The 24,170-nt window shown below is 41.8% G+C and carries 16 protein-coding genes; 9 read left to right on the top strand and 7 right to left on the bottom strand.

Annotation, left to right across the window (positions count from 1 at the left end):
* Nucleotides 1–18 precede the first annotated feature (18 nt).
* On the top strand, nt 19–858 hold the full coding sequence (locus tag G610_RS0101815) for a glycerophosphodiester phosphodiesterase family protein (RefSeq protein WP_026523414.1): 840 nt from the start codon (nt 19–21) through the stop codon (nt 856–858).
* Here G610_RS0101815 and G610_RS0101810 read toward each other — a convergent pair.
* Together G610_RS0101810 and G610_RS0101805 are read right to left on the bottom strand one after the other, a co-directional pair.
* Nucleotides 836–3,124 (bottom strand): YfhO family protein, encoded by a 2,289-nt coding sequence (locus G610_RS0101810; RefSeq protein ID WP_026523413.1) that lies wholly within the window; start codon nt 3,122–3,124, stop codon nt 836–838. The genes G610_RS0101815 and G610_RS0101810 overlap by 23 nt on opposite strands.
* A 6-nt stretch (nt 3,125–3,130) precedes the next feature.
* Complete coding sequence (locus G610_RS0101805) at nt 3,131–5,890, bottom strand: hypothetical protein (protein ID WP_026523412.1); 2,760 nt, start codon at nt 5,888–5,890, stop codon at nt 3,131–3,133.
* Between the two features lie 135 nt (nt 5,891–6,025).
* On the opposite strand from G610_RS0101805, the gene G610_RS0101800 reads away from it, so the two are divergent.
* From G610_RS0101800 to G610_RS0101790, 3 genes are all read left to right on the top strand, one after another.
* A complete protein-coding gene (locus tag G610_RS0101800) occupies nt 6,026–7,570 on the top strand; it encodes a glycosyltransferase family 4 protein (protein ID WP_026523411.1) in 1,545 nt (514 codons plus the stop codon).
* Nucleotides 7,567–8,706, top strand: coding sequence for a DegT/DnrJ/EryC1/StrS family aminotransferase (locus G610_RS0101795; protein WP_026523410.1), 1,140 nt, complete (start codon nt 7,567–7,569; stop codon nt 8,704–8,706). Before G610_RS0101800 ends, G610_RS0101795 begins: the two co-directional genes overlap by 4 nt.
* Nucleotides 8,707–8,827: 121 nt before the next feature.
* Complete coding sequence (locus tag G610_RS0101790) at nt 8,828–9,325, top strand: QueT transporter family protein (RefSeq protein ID WP_026523409.1); 498 nt, start codon at nt 8,828–8,830, stop codon at nt 9,323–9,325.
* A 64-nt stretch (nt 9,326–9,389) separates the two neighbouring features.
* Here the strand turns inward: G610_RS0101790 and G610_RS21900 are convergent, their stop codons facing one another.
* Complete coding sequence (locus G610_RS21900) at nt 9,390–10,409, bottom strand: hypothetical protein (RefSeq protein ID WP_051197464.1); 1,020 nt, start codon at nt 10,407–10,409, stop codon at nt 9,390–9,392.
* Nucleotides 10,410–10,587: 178 nt separating this feature from the next.
* On the opposite strand from G610_RS21900, the gene G610_RS0101780 reads away from it, so the two are divergent.
* Nucleotides 10,588–11,934 carry a PilZ domain-containing protein gene (locus tag G610_RS0101780; RefSeq protein ID WP_035796643.1) on the top strand — a complete coding sequence of 449 codons (1,347 nt, stop codon included), beginning with the start codon at nt 10,588–10,590 and terminating at the stop codon, nt 11,932–11,934.
* On the opposite strand, the gene G610_RS19325 is transcribed toward G610_RS0101780, so the two are convergent.
* A complete protein-coding gene (locus G610_RS19325) occupies nt 11,931–15,437 on the bottom strand; it encodes a glycosyl hydrolase 115 family protein (RefSeq protein ID WP_051197462.1) in 3,507 nt (1,168 codons plus the stop codon). The two genes, G610_RS0101780 and G610_RS19325, sit on opposite strands and share 4 nt — an antisense overlap.
* A 221-nt stretch (nt 15,438–15,658) precedes the next feature.
* On the opposite strand from G610_RS19325, the gene G610_RS0101770 reads away from it, so the two are divergent.
* Nucleotides 15,659–17,332 carry a putative bifunctional diguanylate cyclase/phosphodiesterase gene (locus tag G610_RS0101770; RefSeq protein WP_026523407.1) on the top strand — a complete coding sequence of 558 codons (1,674 nt, stop codon included), beginning with the start codon at nt 15,659–15,661 and terminating at the stop codon, nt 17,330–17,332.
* A gap of 13 nt (nt 17,333–17,345) precedes the next feature.
* Here the strand turns inward: G610_RS0101770 and G610_RS0101765 are convergent, their stop codons facing one another.
* Nucleotides 17,346–18,296 (bottom strand): hypothetical protein, encoded by a 951-nt coding sequence (locus tag G610_RS0101765; RefSeq protein ID WP_026523406.1) that lies wholly within the window; start codon nt 18,294–18,296, stop codon nt 17,346–17,348.
* Nucleotides 18,297–18,376: 80 nt separating this feature from the next.
* Between G610_RS0101765 and G610_RS0101760 the strand changes: the two genes are divergently transcribed.
* On the top strand, nt 18,377–19,447 hold the full coding sequence (locus G610_RS0101760; protein ID WP_026523405.1) for a diguanylate cyclase domain-containing protein: 1,071 nt from the start codon (nt 18,377–18,379) through the stop codon (nt 19,445–19,447).
* Nucleotides 19,448–19,563: 116 nt separating this feature from the next.
* A complete protein-coding gene (locus tag G610_RS0101755; RefSeq protein ID WP_026523404.1) occupies nt 19,564–20,736 on the top strand; it encodes a DUF3048 domain-containing protein in 1,173 nt (390 codons plus the stop codon).
* Nucleotides 20,737–20,792: 56 nt separating this feature from the next.
* On the opposite strand, the gene G610_RS0101750 is transcribed toward G610_RS0101755, so the two are convergent.
* Together G610_RS0101750 and G610_RS0101745 are read right to left on the bottom strand one after the other, a co-directional pair.
* Nucleotides 20,793–22,679 (bottom strand): putative bifunctional diguanylate cyclase/phosphodiesterase, encoded by a 1,887-nt coding sequence (locus G610_RS0101750; RefSeq protein ID WP_026523403.1) that lies wholly within the window; start codon nt 22,677–22,679, stop codon nt 20,793–20,795.
* A gap of 108 nt (nt 22,680–22,787) precedes the next feature.
* Nucleotides 22,788–23,315, bottom strand: a complete 528-nt coding sequence (locus G610_RS0101745) for a zinc-ribbon domain-containing protein (protein WP_026523402.1) — start codon at nt 23,313–23,315, stop codon at nt 22,788–22,790.
* Nucleotides 23,316–23,402: 87 nt separating this feature from the next.
* Here G610_RS0101745 and G610_RS0101740 point away from each other — a divergent pair, with 87 nt between their 5' ends.
* On the top strand, nt 23,403–24,116 hold the full coding sequence (locus tag G610_RS0101740) for an ABC transporter ATP-binding protein (protein ID WP_026523401.1): 714 nt from the start codon (nt 23,403–23,405) through the stop codon (nt 24,114–24,116).
* Nucleotides 24,117–24,170 lie beyond the last annotated feature (54 nt).

Raw genomic sequence — 24,170 nt, 5'->3', positions numbered from 1 at the left:
TGGAGTGCAAACAAAATCATGAAAAGCTTTATTTTACGCGTGGCAGCATGTTTTTGCATGCTTTCTTTTCTGACAGGCTGCGGAGGCGCAAAAAGAACTGCAAAGGTGGATGCCATGCGAGAATACTTTGCAGAAAACAAATATATTATTCATGCATGCGGCGAGATAGCTGATGAAAACGGCAATCTCTATACCTATACCAATTCAAAGGAAGCCCTGGAAAACAGCTATAATGCGGGGAACCGCATAATTGAGATGGATTTTCATTATACCAGCGATGACCATCTGGTACCGGGCTATGCCTGGGGTGATCTATATAAGGGCGATGAGCAGATGACTCCCGGAGTTGCTCCTTCACTGGCAGATTATCTTGAATGCAAAATTGATGGATGCTTTACTCCCATGACCTTTGAGGATGTGGCAGAATTTATGCGAGCTCACGAAGACCTTCTTATTGTCACTGACACAAAGGAAGAAAACGAGAAATTCTGCAAAATGGTATCCCATGATTACACGGATCTAGAGGACCGCTTTATAATTCAGATCTACCATGCAAAAGAATACGAGCCTGTAATCCGCTCGGGATTTGACCATGTGATCTACACCCTCTACGAAACAGAAGAATCTGAGCGAACTGAAAAAGCCCTTATGGATATCGCAAAAAAGCACCTGGTAGGCTTTACTGTTTACGCAGAGTGGGCTGATGATCCGCAGTTTCTGGAAATCCTGAAAAAAACAGACACCCCCATTTATGTTCATACAGTAAATGAGGATGCTGCCATCGCATCATATTTTGATCTTGGAATAAAAGGCATATACACTGACAGAACCGATCTTAGTGAGAATAACGTTCGGTAACTACAACGGGTGCTGCGGGAATATCTCCCATGGCATCCGTTTTTATTTCCAATTTGCAGCTATCGCCACTCTTAAAATATCCAAGACATATAACCTTCTGACTTGAAGCATTTCCATAGCCTGAAAGGAATTCTCCGTCAAGATAAAGCTCTAAGCTTCTTTCTGTAACCTTATCTCTGTCCATATAAAAATACATAGCGCCATCTTCTTTTGCGGTAATATCAAGACTTACACCATCCTGAGATTTTGCACTTACCACGTCTGCCTCTGCAAAGTTTTCGCAAACATTACCGGTCAGCTTTTCATACAAAATCTTCTGAACCTCAAACGGATTATCTGAATCCGAAGCAGTCTCAACATATTTAATGCATTCCTTCACATTTCTTTCCTCAATATACTTATCAGAAGAAAGCACCTTTTCATTCATAAGGACATTCTGTGCGATAAGCTGCTGCCCTTCTCCAGCCTCAGTACTGCCGTCAGTAATAATATATTTTATTCCAAGAAGTTCATCCGCAAGTCTGGTATTTCCTTTTGCGTATTCCGTATAAAGACCGTTATCATTAAAGCCAAGCTTATAAAGCAAAACTCTGTCTTCCACCTTCAAAAGACTGTTGTAGGTAGAGACACTGCTATATCCAAAATGAATTCCGTCATTGGCCGTTCTGCCTGCGTAGGTCTCTATTCTGTAACCGGCATTTTCGCCATCTGCACCGGTCTTTTCATGTTCATCAATCACATCAAGAGCTGATCTTATTCTATCCATCTGATTAATATAATCACTTTTGGATGTTGCATTAACCGACTGATGTCTGTAGATCCAGATAAAATTAAGCGAGAGCTCTGCTACCAAAACAGCTAAGGAAAATACCACAAGACATCTTCTTAATGCAGCTTTGTCTTTACATACCCTATGCAAAATTATGGCACCTGTAATGCTTATGATAATTGCCGTATTTATTACAAGTACCTTTCTGGAAATAAATCTGACAGGAAGCACATACACGGAAACCAATAAGAGCTCTGCAATTACGCCGCTTATAAGTGTTCCGCCGGCAGTAATTCCATCCCCATTGCACAGACATACAAATCCAAATATCAGACAAAAGAATGAAAAGATAACCGAGTATCTGTAAAGGTAGCCGTAAGCATCAGTCCCAAAATGAGCAAGCTTATTAAGTGCATCTACGCAGAAAAATGCAATCGTAATCAGCACAAAAAATAATGCAGCCATCTTTTTCTTAAAACCAATCCTGAGATTTAAAAAGAAAAGAATAACAACCACAAAAACCGCCGTGCCCACATAAATATTGGGAAGTCCGTCCATTATCTCTATACTGTCGTAGCTCATTGTAAATAGCTTTGAAATAACGCTTAAGGGCGAGATGTCTTTACCTACAGCTTCAGATGATGGCAGTATATTATGAAATGCTGCCGATAAGCCTTTGCTGTGATCCTTGTTGCTTCCCTTTAAAGTAAAAACAACAGGAATCAAAAACCAAATATCAAGTATCGTCGACAGTAACGAATAAAGAGTAACTCTGATAAAGCTTTTGCCATCAATCAGTCTTAAAACTAAGAGCAAAATCGTATAGATCACCAGGAACAAAGCTGTCATAAAAGCGATGTAATAATTCAGATAAATCATTGCCATCGCAGATATAACATAAAAGACTCTGACCTTTTCTTCATTCCTAAGGAGCTTCAGATAAAGCATAAAAACCAGAGGCAAAATCGCTGCCACGTCAACCCACATGGTATTTGTCATGTTGGATACCATCCAGCCGCTAAAAGCATACGCTGTACCAAAAACCGCCTTCACCATAGTGCCGGTAAATGTCTCTTCATCAAAGAAACTTCTCTCGATGTTTTCTGAAAGATAATTCAAAAGTACTCCCATTGAAAAAGCTGCCATTACCATCTTTGCACATATAAGAAATGTTACCGCTGTGGGAATCATTTTTTCAGATATAAAGATAAAGGGTATTAGAAAAGGACTTGTCAGGTAGTATGTCCAGATACCCGTCATGCTACTTCCAAGTCCGCAGTTTTCAGACCACAAAAAGCCGTCCTGACCATGGAAGACGGCTTTGTAATAGGAATAGAAATCAACATATTGCTGTTTCATATCCAGATATAAAAATGTTTTGTCACCAAAAGGAGCTATTCTTTCTATCATGCAAATAGCCATGAACAACGCTGCCGTTAGCAGCGCTGCCACACATCCTGTCATAGCTCCTTTTGAAAAATCATTACGTTTGTTCATCAATATTTATTTCTTTTTACCCTTTATGTATTTAGCAATTTCAGTCCTGATGGGTTTAAGAAGCATCTCATCTACAGGCATATCGCTTCCTGCAGGAAGTGTTTTAAACTTACTGGGAAGTTCGACATTATCGCCCTCGAAGGGATGTATAACTCCTGCTTCATCTCCGCAGATTACTGCTCCGTCACTAAAGGCAGTCAGTTCACCGATCTGCGCATCGGTCATGTTGGCACCTGCAAAACCTGCAAGGCACATACACATTTTTTCACGAACACCGCCATAGCCCTCAGCTGCGTTGTAGACTTTTCCTTCATTTACAATATCGCTGTATTTCTGAACTATTCCTGCGCTCAAAGAAGGATATTTCCTGTCGCTCCTGCCATAGGTTCCAAACGGATTAAGGCTTACATGCTGTCCGTCGCCGTCAGTAACAAGTCTTCCGGGACATACCGCCATGCTGCCAAGAACCTCTCTTGCAAAGCTTATGGTAAGACCTGATAAAGCGCCTTTTAATCCCACAAGTCCTGCTGTCAGCTGATGATTAAATGAGCTGACATTTGAGTTCTCCCTTACAGTTTTTGTAAAACCTGACACGGGATAATCGGAGATCTCTCCGGCAAAGCCCTTCCTGATAACAGAAACGCCGGCCCTGTATAAAGGTGAAATCTGGAAGGGTGCGACTTCCTCGTACTTCTTTATTCCAAGACCTGACGGATCAGGATATTTTACATCCAGATAAACGAAGATTCCATCAGCACCTTTAAGTGCAGGAGAACTTATAAACATAAGGGTATAGTTACCGGGTGCACTTCCAAAGGAATCATGAACTTCCCCTGTTATCCTTACGCCTTCACCTCTTCCTGCAATCTCTACATCCTCAATCTTCTTACACTCAAATTCTTTTACGACACCATTTGACTTAAGGTATGAAGCAAGGAACTGATCATCACCGATTTTCTCATCGCCGTAAAATACTTCACGCACTTTTCCCTTGGTGGCACCTGTTCCTGTAATTACAATTCTAAGATTCCTGCTTCTGCTCTCCACAACATAGGATTCTTTTTCAGTAACAGCATTTGCTACTGCTGCTCTTCCTACAGAAGCTGCATCATTCATAGCAGCTATTCTGTCAGCAACAGCCTTGTTCTCATCCTGCTTGGGTTCTTCGGGTTTCTTAAGTTTCCCCTGTGCTTCAAGAAGTCTCTTCATGGCACCTTCTGCATGGAAAACAGGAATCTCTTCAGGCTTTACCTCGATCAAAGGCTTATGAACTTCTTTAGGAAGATCTGATCTGTCAAAGTGATAATAAATCTTGTAGGTATTCTGAACCTCCACAAATCTCATCATCACAAAGGCGCTTACAACAAAGCGTCCGTCGAAATCCATAGGGATGGCGGTATAGCTGTCTATCTGACACTCGTCGCATTCAAGCACAAGTGTACCGATCTTGGGACACTGCCCGCTTTCTATAGCAAGCTGGAAGGTCATGGTTTTCTGACCTGCTGTATTCATTATGATAAAGGAATTTCTCTCTTCATCATCTTTTCTTCTGGAGTAAAGATGTTTGCCAATAGCGCTGTTATTAAGCCTTTGACGGCCACTGGTACGCATGGACATCTCTTTTTCGTTGACTGCTTTTCTCTCTGTCTCCTGAATTTCACGTGAAAGCTTATCAGCAGCATCAAATCTCTCTCTTAAAGGAGCGGGACTTACTCCTGAAAAATCTATTCCGGATAAAAGCTTAACTCTTGAAGATAATGTCTCGGATGCCTTATCTGCAGCGTATGTTTTGCTGTACATTCTGGCTCTATCCGCCCTTGTATGGAAAAGTCTTTCATAGGGAAGTTCACCTATAGCTGACAGATCTCCCGCGCCTGAAATATCCCCTGCAAAAGAAAACTCAGAAACAGCGGGGTGATCCTTCAAATATCCTGAAGGGGTATTATAAGCCACATAATCAAGCTTCCTTAAATCCTTAAGGAATCCTGCAAGGCCTTCTGTTCCTGTTACAGGCGTAAACAAAGAATGAATGCCAAGTCTCTCCCAAAACGGGCTACTAATATCCTCACTTATAAGAAGGAAAAGGTCACTCTCAATATCTCCCGACAGCTGTTTTTCACGAAGCTCCAAAAGAAGATTTTTAAGTGCTCCTGCATCCACAAGATCTGCCGGTGAATATGATGGCATTACCGTGATGGATTCATTGCCATGTCTGTAGGTTGTGGGATTATATTGAACAAAAGCCGATTTTCTAAGTTCAGGCGCTACTGTGGAAAGCGCATCGGGACCGATACTACTGTTACCAAGGACTACAGCTCTTACTCCTGTTTTTTTCAGAAGGCCGATCTGTGTTGGCGAAAAGATATTTTTATAAGAGCACAGGGTATCGGATGTATCCCCCAAAATATTGTTTGCTCCCTTGACCGCTACCTTTAGCTCTTCTCCAGTCATGGCAGCAAAAATATCCGCATGACTTCCGGAGATCATAAGCTCATCGCCTCTCTCCCTCAGTCTTGCTTTTACGCCCTCAATCACATCAGGCCCCAGTGATGGAAGAATTCTTCCAAGAGTATATTCATTCTCAAAATCCCATGCTGCACGCACAGGCTGCCCTTCATTATTTGCTTTTCCAAGTATCTCAAGGATACTGCGAATCTGGGCAAGGTCTCTGCCAAATCCGTTATTGTCATTGGAATCACCACGATCAGCGTGGCAGAAATTTACATGAAAATTCAAGCCGATATGAATCCTATGATTCATCCCCATAAGTCAACGTCCCCCAAACAAAATTTTCTTTTCATATTTTACCACAATTCAGAGTATAATATGAACATAGGATGTCGATAAATAATAATATATGCACACTTTTTTACGAGAGCTTTGATGAGGGGGGGGGGAAACATGAAAAGCTTTGAAAACCTGTGTGACAGGGTTTTGGCTGTAATTAATTCGAACTATCCTGAGCGCACTGATGACTACGAATCCAATATCGATGCGCTTACTTCTGAAATAAAGAATTCCGGTTGGAGTCCTGATGAACTCCTTTCTCTTTCTGACCGGGCTTTTTCCGATGATGTACAGTTACATATTCTTTTTTTGTCTGCGGTTTATCTTAGCACCTCTGATCCTGAATACCTTGTCAGGATTGAGAATATTATGCTAACTGATCCCCTCGATATTAAGCTTACGTCGGCTCTTCTTTTTCAAACAAGATATTATCGTTTTGCCGGTGGAAAAAGAGATGACTACCCTTTCATGAGAAAACTAAACAGGCATCTCTCCGAGAGATTTATCCGCGAGCTTAATGTTTCCATCGACATGATTCCGTACGAGCAGCGCAATCATAACCTTATTTTTGTTGTAACAGGCCAGCTTCTTGGCGAGAGACATGCGCCCTCAAGACTTGTGCTGTCCCTTTGCTGGTATCTGCAAAAATACTTTGGCTATCTTGTTCAGCTCCTTGTTATGGGAGAACCTGTTGATATTAATTCCACCGCTGCTTACTGGGCAGGCGATATAGTCACTCCTAACTATTTTCCTGACTGGGGTGATCAGGTATATCGTTTTCATGATGAGGACATCCATTATTATCAGATTGATTTAAACAGCGCATCACGCGACAAGCTGATTGAAGTTATCGGTGCACTGTATTACAAACAGCCTGAATTCATACTTCAGTTTGGCGGTTTTCCCCGCACAGACCTGTTATGGCGGTCAATGTCCACCTTCATCTCGATTCCTGCAGGAAATAACTATGACATATCTGATGCTCACCTGCTGGTGTCCTATCAGAAAAATCAGGCAGAGGAAGAGGAGGAATTTATACATTCCCAGGGTCAGGAGACTCTTTATATCAATCTTAAGTCCCTGCCTCTTACAGAAAGTGCCACGGAAAAAAAGTATTCAAAAGAAGCTTTTGGAATAGACAAAGATTCCTTTGTTATATCCATAATAGGAAATCGTCTTGATGATGAGATCACTGATGAATTCAAAGCTGTTATGAGCAGAATACTTGCAGAAAATGAAAATGTAACCTTCGTAATAATCGGAATTTACGAGCTTCCACTTCCCGAAGACATCGATACTCACACAGTAAGACTTGGTTACAGAGAAGACTTTGTTCAGACAGTTCGTATCACCGATCTTTTCCTGAATCCCAAAAGATCAGGCGGTGCAGGAGGCGCATTAAGATCACTTATTAACGGAATTCCTGTGATCACACTTCCGGACTGCGACGTAAGTGCTTTTGCAGGTGAGGATTTTATATGTAAAGACTATGAAGAGATGATATCCCTTGCTCATAGGTACATCACAGATAACACCTTTTATAAAGAACAGTCAGACAAAGCCAGGGCATCTCAGAAGAACAAAACTGCAAACGTTGATATCAAAGCAGAACTTCAAAAGCTCATCGACAAAGCAGTCGAGATAGGGAGAGCACAATGAGTAAAATATTTATCACCAAATCATCCATGCCATCTTATGAAGAATACATCGAAGCCATAAAGCCTCTATGGGATACCCACATGCTCACAAATATGGGTCACTATCACAGAGAGCTTGAAGACAAAATGAGAACATTTTTAGATGTCCCCTTTGTCTCCCTTATGGTGAATGGTCACATGTCCTTGGAGCTCACGCTCCAGTCCTTTGGATTTCCTGAGGGCAGCGAAGTTATTACTACACCCTTCACCTTTATTTCCACGACTCACGCCATCGTAAGAAACAGGCTTGAACCGGTATTCTGCGATATAAAGCCGGAGGATGGCACAATTGATGAGAGCAAAATTGAAGATCTGATAACAGAAAAAACCGTGGCTATCATGCCTGTGCATGTTTACGGCAACATCTGTAATTATGAGAGAATTGAAGAAATTGCCTATAACTATGGCCTTAAGGTCATTTATGATGCAGCCCACGCCTTTGGTGAAAAAATCATAATGAAGTCTTCCTCCGGAAATAAAGAGGAATCCGTCGGAGTTGGCAATCTCGGTGATACCTCAATTTTCAGCTTCCATGCCACCAAGGTATTTAATACCATCGAGGGCGGCGCGGCAGTATTCTCCGATCCTGCCCTTTATGAAAAGCTCTACAATCTTAAAAACTTCGGAATCCGTGGTGAGGAGCGGGTTGTAGAGGTTGGAGCAAATGCCAAAATGAATGAATTCTGCGCAATAATGGGCCTTTGCAATTTAAAGCATATAGATGCCGCTATTGAATCAAGAAGCCAATGTGCAAAAAGGTATGACGATGCGCTAACATCCGTGACCGGCATCAGTTTCCTTAACCCGAGAAAGGATGCCACAAGGAACTATGCTTACTATCCCATAATTCTTGAGGATGACTATGCCATTACCAGAGATATGCTTTACACCAAGCTAAGGGAGAAGGATATTTATACCAGAAAATATTTCCATCCCGTAACCTCCGATCAGAGCTGCTTTAAAAACAAATATAAGAACTGCAGCCTTGATGCAGCAAGAGACCTTTCCAAAAAAGTTCTTGTCCTTCCAATATATGAGGATATGCCTACAGAAAGTCAGGATATGATAATAGACATAATTATGAATCCTGAAAAATAATGCTTGCCATTAATTGCTTCGGGTGTTATATTAGCATACGCTACATTTTTAATACGAGTGTTTACGACTTATTTATATGTAAGTCTTCCTTCCCACTCGCAAAAACCTAAAGGAGACAGAAATGAAAAAGAATGTATTATTTATGACTCAGGCAGCCATTATAGCTGCTATCTATGTTGTGCTTACCATGATGGTAGCAACAGTCAACCTTGCAAGCGGCGCTATTCAGTTCCGTATTTCCGAAGCACTTTGCGTACTTCCATTTTTTACACCTGCTGCAGTTCCGGGCGTTATTATCGGATGTTTTCTGAGCAACGTTCTCACAGGCTGTGCACTTCCCGACATCATATTTGGAACACTTGCTACAGCAATTGCCGCGGTAGCTTCTTACAAGCTTAAGGATCACAGATTCCTTGTGACTCTTCCGCCTGTTGTTTCAAATGCACTTATTATTCCTTTTGTACTTAAGTTTGCGTATGGTCTGGAAGGTACCATTCCTTTCTTTATGGTTACAGTTGCTGCCGGTGAAATTCTTGCATGCGTAATCTGCGGATCAGTTCTGATCACAGCACTTATGCCTGTTCGCAAGTACATTTTTACACCTTCAGTAACCCAGTAATAACAATATAAGAACAAAAAAACGCAGCGGAATTTGTATCATTCATTCCGCTGCGTTTTTATTCTCAGGATATCTTGGCCATATCTATCTGATGGACCACTCCCGCTTCACCCGTCGATTCCTTTAGAAATACTCCGCTTGATCTAAACTGAGCATTGATCATGAAATCACTTCCCCTGGATGTAAAATCTGTATCTGCTTTTCCAAGATAAATAGCTCCAACGTCTGCCTCCTTTAATGTCATAAGAGTTTCTTTACCATTCTCATCATGGCACCATACCCGGAGCTTTTCATAGATCTCATCATTTTCATCAATCCAGTTATTATTGTCCTTATCAAACTCGGACAGCTCTGCAAAGCCGTCACCACTCTTAGCACCAAATAGCTCAGTTCCGTTGTTTATGACGCCGTCACCATTTCTGTCATAGGCTAGAAAGCCGCTGCCGTGGCCAAGCTTTTTTATCTCATCCTCTTCTCCATCAGCATCAAGATCAAAGGTAAAGGATTGATCAGAAATACTTGTAACGCCGCTTCCCACATTTATTACAAGTGGGTCAATTAGCTGTGCCGGCTGCATATGTGTTACTCCTATGGACTCGCAGAACCTGCTTGTCATGGAAACATTTATTCCAAAATGAAGCTCCCTTCCATCCTCTGTCATGGCAATGCCACTAGCCTCAAACGCTGTGTGTTCCTCTTCTATACGAGTGTATGTAGAAGTAGTTACACTCATTAGCTGATATGAACCTGCATTCATTTTGGAGGTTAACTCCTTCATATACTCACTGGTTCTACTGTTTTTGCCTTCGCTACCTCCGAATAATATCTGCATAATATTTAGAAGCTTTTCAACGATCTGCCGCCTTAGCTCATCTATCTCCGACACCTTCTTATCTTCCGGAGTGTCGCTCATAACAGCAAATTCTCCCTCCGCATTATAATTGGTAAACAGTACATCCCTGAAATCTGCTACCCCTTCACTTTTGTTACTGATGGAAGTCATCCCTTTCTCCATTCGAAATTCAGAGCGTGACACATATTTTCTCTCTGAAATCAGGTTGATGTTACTACTGGCAATTCTCATAAGCAGCCCTCCATGTTAACACTAAAAAACACAACACTTAACTAAGCTATGCCCATTTTGAGAATTACTTTTTGAAACAAAAAAGAAACCGGGCATAACTATTTAAGCTCTGCCCAGCTTCTGATTCTTATATCGTCATTTATCTCGTATTTTATTAGCGTTGTGGTATAATATTTCTATGAAACTCAGTGACGTAATGAAGGGCTCCAAAATAAAAATTCACGCTAGTATTAACGGACATGGGATTCTTCTCATAACCAAGGCTGCCATCGGTGTTCGAGACGGCCTTTTAGTCGAGTCCTTAACTTATTTCGATCACGATCTCACTTTCCGTGAGCCCTGCAAAATTGTTGCAGTCAACAAAAGAGACGGCAGAAGCTATCAATTTGAATCTCAGAGCATTGGTCCTGTAGAAACCAAATATGGAAAATTTCATCTTATAAGATGTCCCGAAGATGGCATCGTGATGAACAGAAGACAGGCTGAGCGCTATGATATTGATAAGCTCGGTGTTATTCGCATAGGTAATAAAGGCGATATCAGAAATGCCCTTGTCTATGACATTTCAATGAAGGGTATTGCTTTTATTCTGGACAACGACGCTATCTGCAAGGTTAGAGATCATATCACAGCATCCTTTAGATATGATCCCAATTACTTCCATTTCTATGCCTGCGAAGCTACCGTTGTAAGAGTTTTCACCATTGAAAATCAGCTGGCCATCGGATGTACCCTTGATTCTATGGGTGCAGATCTCGTTACCCTTATTGCAAATAAGAAAAAAGAGAAGGCCGGTATCAAGATAAATGATATTCTGAACATCTCAGAATCATCAGATTCAGCCATTGCATCTGGCGATAAGATACCTGTAAATTACGTACCTCCGACTCAGAATTCATCCGCAGCCAAAGCGGCTTCTTCAGCGCCTTTACCGGTACCTGCCAAGGCTCCTGCTACGCCTGCTGCCCATGAAGAAGACGGAACTGCCATGAACCTGTTTGAACAGCTGCTGTCTCCTGATGCCGCAGCGGATCTTATTCCCGAGCGCAAAGAGTCCGATATTATGAAATCAAGAGCTGAGCGTGTTGCGGATATTGCTGATATTCCTGAGCTTGAAGGTATACGGGAAGGCAGAGCTCCGATTCCTTCATCCAAAGCAGAACACCCTACAGCTTCACCTATAGAGCAGCTGGTAGACTTGAATGACCTTGCTGAGCTGCAGTCCATAGAAGACAGGACTCCCGCAAAACAAAAAGCAGCTCAGAAACCGGCTCCTGCGCCCGCAAAAAAACAGGCAAGCTCTTACGATCCTGCCCGTTCTCTTGCAAATGCAGCTAATGCCGATAATGCCAAGGTTCATCTTAAAAACGCAGCCTCTTCTGATTTTGATGGATACTTCAACCAGAAGGGTAATGCCGTTGATGAAAGCCTCTTCATTAAAGGTAAAAAGGAAGATGGCTTCCTGACTCCCGAGCAGATAGCTGATATCATCGATCTCGAGAGAATAAATAAAAGTGATTTTTAAGCCATTGCCGGTGGCATTCCATCGGTAGATGTAATGAAGAACTGCTCTACACGAATGCCTGCTGACATAGCATAATACCTCAGGGTATGCCTTCCGTTTCGAAGCTTCACGTCCACAAGCGGTACCCAGCGCCAGATATTTTCAGCAGAGAATCTCCAGATTCCCTGGCCGCCATAGAGATCCTGCTCTGAGTAGATCTTGTCATCAATGCCGATTGTGAAGTGCGATTTTGCAGCATCCCACATAAGAACCCTTGCCCAGATGCGATAGGTTCCTCCCCTTGCTTCAAAAACATAATGAAGTGAAGGGGCTTTTTTTATGGCACTTGTTCCGCCCCATTTAGTCTTGTGGAAATTCTCAAGCCCGGCTTCATCTCTTATGTACATAGCAAGACCTGTCTCTCCGTGAGATGGTGCGTTGCAGTAATCCCAAAGATCAGTCTCGGTATAAGCAGCTCTTGAGTTGCAAAGAGCAGATGCCGCTTCAATAAGTAATCTTCCATCCTTCTCCTGCATAGGATGAAGGCCCTGTGCCAGAATCTCAGAAGCAGGAATCGGAGTTCCATAGTGGCTAAGGAACTCCATGTGCTCTCCTATTCCGTCGCCCTTCTGTTTCCTGAGAGCATAATATACAGGTCTCGGCGGAAGTTCGTAAGCTTCCTTACCATAGAAATCCCATGAAAATCCCGCAGCATCAAAGGAAAGCGGAAGTCGCAGATCACCGCCGCGGATTCCTAAAGTATTCTCTCTTCTTTCCTTGGTGTAAATAACAAATCTCGAGAATGCAAAATACTTATCCACTGCGTGGAATATGATTCTGTGGGCACCGGCTTTAATGTTCGGAAGACGCAGATAAAGCTTATCCACGTTGTTTCTTACATTATTTTTCCAGTCACCCTTATACTCATCTATGGATTCAGATTCGATCATCTCTGCAGGGTTTTCATCCACGGATACACCTATCCTGATTCTGCCCATTGCATTAAGAGACGGGAATCTGTGCAGCTCTAACAGGAAAGCGCCTTCACTTGTCACCGTAACTTCATAGGTAAGTGTCGCCCTTTCCATTCTGGCTTCAACCAAAGATCCTCTGTTTCTTCCAAGATTCGGAATACGTATCCAGGCACCAGAAAGGTCTCTGACCATGTCTGCCTCAATACGAAGCATTCCGTCATCTTCCATGTGAGGCGGGAAAACAATATTGTTTTGTCCGAGAAGAGTGATGCCTCTGAAAAGTTTGATCTCAACAGGAATCACACAGCTTTCACCTGTCATGAGAGCCATGATATGTATTTCATCCTTGATGGAAACAATCTTATCCTCAGGCTTAACGTCTCCTCTTTCGGACATCTGTGCGATCATCTCAGGCACAGACTCCCAGTCTACCTCCAGAAGGATTCTCTCTTCGCCTTTTATTCTGATATCGCCGTGGCCTTCAAAGCCCACGATACTATCCTCAGCAATCCTGAGCCATCCCGGCAGATCAACCGTTACCACGATCTCATTTTCTCCGGCATTGGCTATTTCAAACCACTTCTCAACAGGCTTTACAAAGGTAATGCCGCTGTCATCATTCTGACAGGTGATTATTAGATGATCCGGTGCCTTCTCAAGAGGCGGCTTACATGCCGGATACATGGCGGTTCTTGGCGGCGGAAAATCTTCAGGTGTAAGGATTCCGTCCCATTTGCCATTTGCCATAACATGGTTGTAGAAATACAACATACCCCTTCTTGCATGATCAAAGGACAGGGCTTTTTCAGTGTAATCAGCGGCACTGTGGGTTTTACCCTGTTTCATGCAGAGGTTACTTCTATCCGCATAATAATACATTGTATAGGTATAATATGCGGCATGAATTTTCATAAGTATTAACTGGAAAAACGCATCCTTTTCATTATCGGGTAGAGAGTGATAGATACGATTTCCGGTTTTGAACATGTATTCATAGCGATGGATTCTGCTAACCGCCTCATCGGTATATGCAGTCTGCGAGAAAGCATCCACATCCATCTGCTCTACTTTGCGTACATTTGTAAGCTGATCAAACTCAACCAGGAGCGGTGCCAGCTTTTTGCCATGCCTTCCACTGAAGGTCTCGTCTATCCACTGGGCAAGAAACTGTATTTCATCGCCACAGATAGTATTTTCTTTTCCTATATCCCATGCAAGCTGAGCATAGTAAGTAATTTGCTGTTCAAGAGGTTTTATGGCACCAAAATTTGTCACCCAAAGCTTACGTATTCCCTCTTCATAAGCTTTTTTCAGCTCATTTCGGGTCTGTGCAAGAGGCACTGAACAAATGAAAAGATAAGACTGTCCGGGCGGTGCCCAATAGGAATTGTGGTAATAGATACCATTGCCGCCGGGGCGTCTCTTTTCCTCCTCATTGGGATATCTTCTGACATGTCCGTAATTATCGTTTACCCATATAAGGGTATAGTCATCTGGAACATGCAGACCATTGTCGTAAAGCTCCAGAACTTCCTTATAGGGCACAAATATCCTCATGGGCTTATAGTCCAGTGTGGTGTCCAAAATCTCCTGCTGGATCTCCATTACCTCTTCAAGGAGCTCCATCTTGCCTCTTATAAGGTCATCACCCTGAAGCCCGGAAAGGGCCATGGTCTCAAAGCCTGAATCATGTATTCCGCGCATTCCAAGGGTATAGGTAACTTCGTAATCCTTGTTCTGTTCAACACTCTCACGCCAGTATTCAATTATGGCATCACGGCTCTTATCTGATGCGGTAATATCATATCTGACATCATTGTAACCCTTTTTCTCAAGCCAGGGTCTCCATTCCTTATTGTTACTGCGCATAAGCATATCGCAATGGGATGATCCCACAACAATACCCATCATATTTGCCAGAGCGCCATTTTGTTTGTCTGCATTAAAAGAATTCACATGCATGGCAGGCCAGATATAGTTAAGCCTCAGCCTTAGCATGAGTTCAAATATTTTCTCATAGGTTCTTACGCCAATGGTGGTCTCCCCCATGTAACGCTGAACCCACTGTTCAAGTTCTTCCTCGTCGTTTATGAAAATCCCTCGATACTCGATACTGGGATGATCAGAAACATGATAATCATCCGGAAGTACCACTTCCGTCTTAGGTCTTATGGGAACATCAGCCATGAAATACCAGGGCGATACTCCCAGTATGGTTCTGCAAAATTCATAGATACCATAAATAGTTCCGCGCTTGTCTGATCCGGCAATGACCAGCATTCCGCGCCTGTCGCGTATTACATACGCTTCCTTTCGTCTTCTTCCGGACGTGCTGAAAAGACCTGTAAGATCTTCCTCTTCAAGGTCATCACACACTCCGACAGTTCCTACCAGTACTCGCTGGCAGTCTGGATCTGCAGCTTCAGTATTAATTTGTAGCACACGTTTGAAGTCCCGGATCAGATTCGATACCGCAATTTTGACTGCTTCCGATTCTCGCTCGCTGATTGTCACCACAACCGATGAGTACTGCCTGATTGTTATCCCCATTTTTCTCCCCCTCGTGAGATTTTTAGTCAAGCATATAATCTATTTTACCAATTTTTTATAATTATGTGCTATAGCAATTTTACGAAATTTTTATAATTAATTGTATAAAATGCCAATGAATGAATAAAGCGAAATAAATGCTTGTCTTAGCAGTATATTTGTTGCAAAATAAAGATTGTACCGATAGTGATGTATTTTCATATCAGAAAATGGGCTTAAATATGCAGAATTACAACTTACTGGACAGGTTCATTCAGGCGCTGTCAGCAACTGAGAACACTGTTGGTTCCGCACAGGAAGCATTTTATGAGATTGCTCCTGCCTACAGCATTACTCGAATAACATTGGATATGAATATTCCTGAAACGCGCCAGTCTCCCACAGGAGAGGTGCGTCATTTATCTGTGTATGAGGGAGAGATTTCCGATGACACCGAAGCCGAAATAGTATGGCTTGAGGAATCATACAGAACCTTTGAAAATGGCATAATCACTGCCAAGGTTTATGCTCCCATAAGTACTAACTGGAGCCCGGAAGATCGGCAGATTCTTCTGTCGATTATGAAAGTATTTCTGATTCATATAGGTCGCTGCAGACTGGTCGAGCTTGTACAGAGAAGCGTTCTGACTCAGTATCTAACAGGTCTCCCCAACTCAGGAGGATTCCTGTCCTTTGCCACTCAAAAAATGTTGGCAGGTGAACTCAAAAAATACAACTCCTACTATTTCAATCTTAGAGGCTTTGGCCTTATAAACAGACGTTATGGACCTGAAGAAACTGATAATATCATTGTCAGATATTCGAGGATCCTTTTGGAATTCACGTCTGAAGATGAACTGATAGGTCACCTTGGCGGCGATAATTTCGTTGCACTTATAAGAAAAGAAAAAACAGAAGCCTTTCTCAATCTTTTGCAGAAAACAGAGACCTTCGGAATTAAGGACGGCGCAAAGGTGCCCATCACCATAAGTGCTGTTGCGGGCGTTTTTGATATCGATGATTCCGTAAAAAATCCCGGTCAGGTAATCGGCAGAAGCTCCATTGCCTGCAGCGTTGCCAGGTCCTTATCAAATGAGCCCTTCCTCTTCGTAACAAAAGAAATGAGCACCAGGGTTTACCGTGAAAAACAGATTGAAGATCGTTTTGAAGAAGGACTTCAGCAGAAGGAATTCAAGGTTTACTATCAGCCCAAGGTAAACACTCAGACTGGCGAGCTTGTTGGCGCAGAAGCCCTCTCCCGCTGGCTGTGTAAGGGCGAATATGTTTATCCTGCAGAATTCGTACCTGTGCTTGAGCGAAACAGCTATTCAATCGGTCTCGATATATATGTCATGGAAGATGTATGTCGTACCTTGAGAGAATGGATTGATCATGGAATGGAGCCCGTTCCCATATCTGTTAACTTTTCAAGGAGCGATCTGACAGACGATCAGCTGGCTGATCAGATCCTTAAGATTATTCATAAGTATGATATCGATCTTGATTACATACAGATAGAGGTTACAGAAACTGCTACCTCCAAGGAAAAGAGCCTTATTACCGATTTCCTTCACAAGCTTAAGGGCATGCACATTGCAAGCTCCATTGATGATTTTGGTACCGGTTATTCATCCCTTGGAATTCTAAGGGATCTGCCTGTAAATACCATAAAAATAGACAAATCCTTTATCGATGCTGAGGTACTCACATCCAGGGATGAAACCATTCTTAAGAATATTATCAGAATGGCACAGGAGCTTGATATTGAGGTTATTACCGAGGGTGTAGAGAGAAAAGATCAGATCGACCTGCTTCATAAAGTAGGCTGCGATCTGGTACAGGGCTTCTACTTTGATAAGCCCCTTGAGAAAGCAGAATTTGAAGATCGATTAAAGACAAAAAAATATGAAGTATAAAAAATTTGCGGCATTATTTCAATGCCGCAAAAATTATGCTTACAACTATTTGAAGAATCACAAATCTGATAACAACCTGTGTATCTGACCATTCCATGTTTTTACGAACATGATCATGGATAGGTGTGCGAAGGTTAGTCATAATGTGAATTTTACAAAAACGAATCAGTGACACCTTGATAAGTCCAAGTCCTCCGTCAACTATCAGGACAATTGACAGAATAATATATGCAAAGGGATGCGCTGACTTCATGGCAAGTATCGCAATAAAGAATCCAAGGGCTCTTGAACCGGCATCTCCCATGAGCATGCTGCTGGGTGAACAGTTGAAATACAGATATGCCAAAAGTACTGCGCATAGTATCTGACCAGCAGTCGCCATACTTCCAAGTGTTTCAGAAAACAGTATCGCAAATGACATCACAGTAATAACTACAAGCGATCCGCAAAGACCGTCAACTCCATCGGAACAGTTAGTTACATTTACCGCTATCCATATAAGAGCTACACCCAAAATGAAATAAATCACGTAAGGAATTTTGAACTGAAGTGTGAAAAAGGATACTTCAGTTCCGTTATATTTAAGGAATGTAACCATGGTCAAAACTGAAATGACAAGGTCAATAAGACCTTTCTTATACTCATTCCATGGTTTTTCAGCTGCATCATCCAAATATCCGCTAAGCATCATCAAAAACAGAAATATCAGATACAGTATGTACTCAAAGGAAAGCGGAAGGAATAATAAGGATGCTATGATAAAGTCGATAACAAACACTATGCCAACGCCACGAAGTTTCCCCTTGGAAAGTGCTCCGTTAATGGCAAACGCCCTTCCCTGATCCTGCGGAAGAAAGCTAAATCTCATATTCAGTGTAATGAAAGTCAGCAAAAATGCCACTGCCATAGCTATGGCTGAGGTTTGAAGCGGCGTAAAATAACCAAATAAAATATCATATAACATAAACAAACTCCTTTAAATTTATAATAATATGTTATAATTTTACTCATGTTTACTGATTATAATAACGAAGGAATTAAATAATGGCAACTTTTTCAAATAAACTAAAGGACCTTTTTTCACCATATATCCATCCCTCAATAAGAGAGAGTATCTATCATATTAATTTGCAGGCCACCAAAATATTCGCTCTTTTCATGTCTATTCTTGAGTCCGCAATTTTTTTATTTATGATTTTCTTTGAAAAGGAAATCTTTGGCGAGCCTTTTGTGCTTCTGATGTGCTTATATGCGATTTTCTCAAGCCTATTTTTTCTGTTTATAACTAACTACGCTTTAAGGAAATCACATAAGCCCTATAGCAGATACAGATTTATTTACATAGCCTACTACTTCTCTATTCTGGCATTTGGTATGTTTACTTCTTTTTATCATTATTCGCACGGTAAGCAGATGCTGGCTTTCTTTGCTACAGAATTCTGTGTTGCAAGCTTTCTTATTTTGCCGCCCTGGTGTTCTATTTTGCTGATCGTAGGCTCATATATCGGTTTCTATGGCATTTTGTTTGCATATAACGGGGCACCTACCGTAAATCTGATAAACTATACTGTACTGGCCTTTTTGACTACTGCCGGCTCTGTCCGCAAATATCGCACCCAGGCTACTGAGCTTGAGCGAATACATCGTATTGAGACCATGAATGAGATGATGCAGAATCTCCCGGTTCATGATGCCACCACCAATTTAAAGAGCAGATATGCTCTTCGTGATGATTTTACTTCATATCAGAATCATCCCATTATCGTCATCATGCTTGATATCGATGACTTCAACTCAATCAATGAAGCTTACGGAACAAAAACCGGCAACGAGGTTCTCAGCAATATTGGCGAACTTATAAGCAATCATCTCACAGAGAATGCTGCTTACAGATATGGAGATGACTCATTCCTGATCATTTTGCAGGATGTTGATGTGGATGTTGCCATGCAAAAACTCTCCAGATTTGAGAGGAGTCTTGCTACGCTTAAGGTTCCGGGATCAGAAACAATAGTTCACTGCAACAGCGGATATTCTCATGGAACTCCCAGAGATGAAGAGGACTTAAGACTCCTTATAGATGCTGCCGCAGTAAAGAGAAGAGAGTTTTTATAAAAGGCATATAAATTAGAATTCTTGCGCAAATTTGAATTTATACTTTTGTCATAATGCCTTTTCTGTTAAAATGGTAAAGGCGTTTTCTTGCGCCGCATAATAAGGAGGATTATATTATGAAGTTAAATAAGAGATTTATGAGCATAGTTCTTACTTCAGTTATGCTCACAGCTGCTGTTGGATGCGGCAAATCTACTGAAACAGAAGATTCTTCAGAAGGCCTTTCATGGGAGTCAATCGAGGATAACACATCAAATGATGCATCTTCAGAAGAAAGTGTCGAAGAGGAAGTAGTTACCGAAGAAGAGCCTGTAGTATCTGCTGAAGTTCCTGCCGGAATGTATCTCAGCGAGCTCACAGGTGAGCCTATAGACGAAGCACTTAAAGATCAGCGTCCTATCGCTGTTATGGTTGATAACGAATCAATCGCTCTTCCCCACTATGGAACATCTGAAGCAGATGTTGTATATGAGATGATGAACAGTACACAGAACGGTCGTATCACACGTCTCATGTGCCTTGTAAAGGATTGGGGTACAATCAAGCAGATGGGTTCAATCAGAAGTACAAGACCTACAAACATTATTCTTGCAGCTGAGTGGAATGCAGTTCTTTGCCACGATGGCGGTCCTGCAGTTCATATCAATCCTTACCTTGCAAAGGAATGGGGAACTAACCACTTCTCAGGTACATTCTCTCGTGTAGATAACGGTAAGAGCCGTGAGTATACAGAGTACATCCTTCCCGGAGATCTTGAGAACAACTTCTCCAGCAGCGGATTCTCTACTACATACAATGAGTTCACACCCGACGGAGTTAAGGATAATCACTTCAACTTCACAACATGGGGTAACGAAATCAATCTTGAGAACAAGGGCTATGCTAAGTGTCTCGATGCTACAACAATTGACATCGCTTCATTTACACACAACACTTCAAAGCTTGTTTACAACGAGTCAACTAAAGAATATGAGTATTATGAATATGGCAAGCAGCACCTTGATGCTGAGGACAGCGCTCCTCTTTCATTCAAGAATGTAATTCTTCAGAAGTGCACATTCAACCAGCTTGATGATCACGGTTATCTGATCTACAACTGTATCGATATCAACCAGCCCGGTTATTACTGCACAAACGGTAAGGCTACTGATATCGTATGGACAAAGGTTGGTGAGCTTAACAAGACTCAGTACTACGATTCACAGGCTAACGAGCTTGAGATCAACACAGGTAAGACCTACATCGCTCTCGTACCTGCTGATACATGGGACACACTTGTAATCGAATAATTACAAATCATACCAGATATATAAAACCTCCGATGAATCACCATCGGAGGTTTTAATTATTTAATCATCTCTTTGAACTTATCAGGAGACACGGGCCGCGAGAAGTAATATCCCTGAATCATATCACAGCCTATTCCTTTGACGTACTCGTACTGGCCTTCTGTTTCAACGCCCTCTACCACAATGGGCATATCCAGCTTATTTGCCATCTCTACGATGGTATTGATAACAATCTTGCCTTTATCAGAGCTCTCGATTCCATCCATGAAACGCATATCAGCCTTAAGAACATCCACATGAGCATCCTTGAAGGTGTTAAAGCTTGAGTATCCGGAGCCAAAGTCATCCATAAGAATTCTAAAACCCACTTCCTTAAGCACTTCGATGGTGTTAAAGAAACGCTGATTGTCTGCCACGAATGCACTCTCAGTAATCTCCAGCTTTATATCAAGGGGCGACAGGTGATATTTCTTGATAAGGTCTACGATTATCTCATAGAGGTTATCCATCTGAAGATCTCTTCTTGAAATATTTACTGATACCGGAGGCACCAGAATTCCTTCTTTTCTCCACTCAGAAATATATTTGCACACCTGCTCCCACACGTAAACATCAAGCTTATTGATAAATCCGTTTTTCTCAAATATGGGAATGAAGTCTCCGGGGCTGATGAGTCCGTACTGCTTATCCTTCCATCTGACCAAAGCCTCTGCGCTGCATATTTTTTTGGTATTGGCATCATAGATTGGCTGAAAATATGGAACAAATGCTTCCTCATGGATAGCTCTCTCACAATTGTGAAGCATGTATGCCTGCATCTCAAAAGCATGATCCTGACTCATATCATAAACACATTCATGCTTGTCATAGTCATACCTGATAGACTGCATCGCAAATCTGGCTCTGTCGCACATAAGGATAGGATTCATGGTCCTGTCTTTTATCTTATAAACACCAGAGTATAACGAAAGATTGTAATCCATGTCCTCGCCCGGATACATTTCATCCAGCGACAGGATTCCCTGAAGCATCCAATATGTGCCCTCCGGGAAAAGACCTACAAAATTATCTTCGCCTAAATATCCAAGCTCAACTTCCCAGGAAAAGCTCTTTCTCATAGCGGCTGCAACTCTTATGAGGATATCATCACCTCGTTCAAAGCCGAACCTTTCATTAACATCCTGAAAATTTCTGATATCAAGAACACAAAGCTGGTAGTTTGTATCGGGATTAAGTGCCAGATCCTCCTCTACTGCTCTGAAGAATGCTTCTGACTTATAGATACCTATCTTGGGATCAGTGGGATTATCCACGATATACAACATTATCAGGTTGAAGGTTACAAAGGTAGCAAATACCGCTCCCATGAATTTAAAATCTGATATTTTGTAATTCAGCGCCGTTATGCAAAATACAAGCACCACTATCGCTGCTATTGTGGAAGAAGCAAGTACACCCAGTCTCCTTCTGTGTCTGATTACCAGATAAGCAATCGTAACAACATAGCCAAGCAGAATAACTGTGGAAATAAAAATAAATGTCAGTTTTTCAAGTGTGATCTGCCCCCTGACTTCAGGATAATATGCCACATGATTAATAGGATTTATAACCAGCAAGAAAATCATTTGCAATACGCAGGGGAATATAGAAAGCAATGGACTTTTTTCTTTAGCACGAACAAGACCTATGGTAATCTTCATAGCAAACAGGAGATACGATGTCAGTGCAAGAGTAAAAGCAGATATATTAAAAACATATATCTTATCTTCGCTTAACGATACGAATCTCGAAACAAAATCACTTCCCCATACCAGGAGGATATATAAGATTGTTACAATGATTTCCAGATCTATCCATAGCTTTCCTACACTACGGCTTATACTTCTAGCCCTTATTGCAAGAACACCTATGGTCAGGATTCCAAAACTTAGCAGTGTAATCATGGACAATCTCCCACTTTCATATATACCCATTATACACAAAAAAATCGGCGAACCATTAGTTCACCGATTTTTTCAGATTTTTTTAATATCGTTTTTATTTTTTTCGAATTACAGAAATTTGAAAGCATGAACGATAGGCAGTTCCTTAGCCTTACCATTGCAAGCATTTACAAAACCGATAATCTGTACAACGAAAAGAACAATTCCGAATACACCCGCTACGATAGGAACAATGATTGTCCAGCAAAGAACAAGTGCAACGATTGCAACAAGTGACTCAAGAACTAAGAGTCTTAAAACCTCACGAAGGTGGAATCCAACAAACTTAGAATCTCTTGCAGCAAGTAATGCAATGAGCATACCTGCCCAGCTAAGAACATAAATAGCGATAGCAAGAATCTTATTCTCTGCGATATCAGCAGGATCCATCTCTGCTGTGTGATCTGAAGGATCTACAACATATACAGGCTGATAGCCGGGTGCTGCAGCGTAAGGCTGTGTGGGCTGCTGCATATTAGGTGCCGCGCTGGGTGCCGGATTAGGTGTTGCATTAGCTGCTCCTACCGGTGTTCCACACTTAGGGCATACCTGAGCATCCTCTTCTAAGCTCTCTCCACAATTTGTACAAAACTTCATACCATACACCTCCCAAATGTATTTTTATTACTTTTTTGCATCCCTATAATAATACACGATTTTACGCAAATATGCTATATTAAAGATATGTCGGACTCAAATATTATTGTATCGTTAAAAAATGTCACACGTTCGTTTAAGTCCGGTGACAACAGACTTGAAGCCCTGAAGAATATAAGCCTTGAGATTTATGAAAAAGAGTTTGTAGTGATACTTGGTGAAAGTGGATGCGGTAAGACTACCATTCTGAACATCATTGGAGGCATGGATCACATGTCAGATGGAAGCCTTTTTATCGATGGAAAAGATTACTCCAATCCAACTAATCAGGAACTCACTGCCTACAGACGTAATTTCATTGGTTTTGTTTTTCAGGATTATCATCTGATGCCTAATTTAACTGCCAGGGAGAATGTTGATTTCATAGCAGAACTCCTGCCTGACTCCATGGATTCCGACGAAGCCTTGAAGCTTGTAGGCCTTACCGACAGAGCAGATAACTATCCATCACAGCTTAGCGGCGGTCAGCAGCAGAGAGTATCTATCGCAAGAGCAATCGCAAAAAAACCTCGCCTTATACTTGCCGATGAGCCCACAGCTGCTCTTGATTTTTCCACCAGCATCGAAATCCTCTCTGTGTTTGAAAACATTGTAAGATCTCAAGGCACAACTGTTGTGATGGTCACACATAATAACGAGATAGCTAAAATGGCCAATCGTATTATAAAAATAAAAGACGGTCAGATTGATAGAATAATCACTAACGAGAACATAGCGAAGGCAACTGACCTCTCCTGGTAGCTATAAAGTAGATTTCCACCAAGGCAGCACAGCTTGCATTTTAAGCTTGTACGT

Origin of the sequence: Butyrivibrio sp. MB2005 (genome assembly GCF_000424285.1) — a bacterium.
Taxonomy (GTDB): domain Bacteria; phylum Bacillota; class Clostridia; order Lachnospirales; family Lachnospiraceae; genus Butyrivibrio.
Note: the sequence above shows the minus strand (reverse complement) of the source record. Positions and strands in the feature narration are given on the sequence as shown.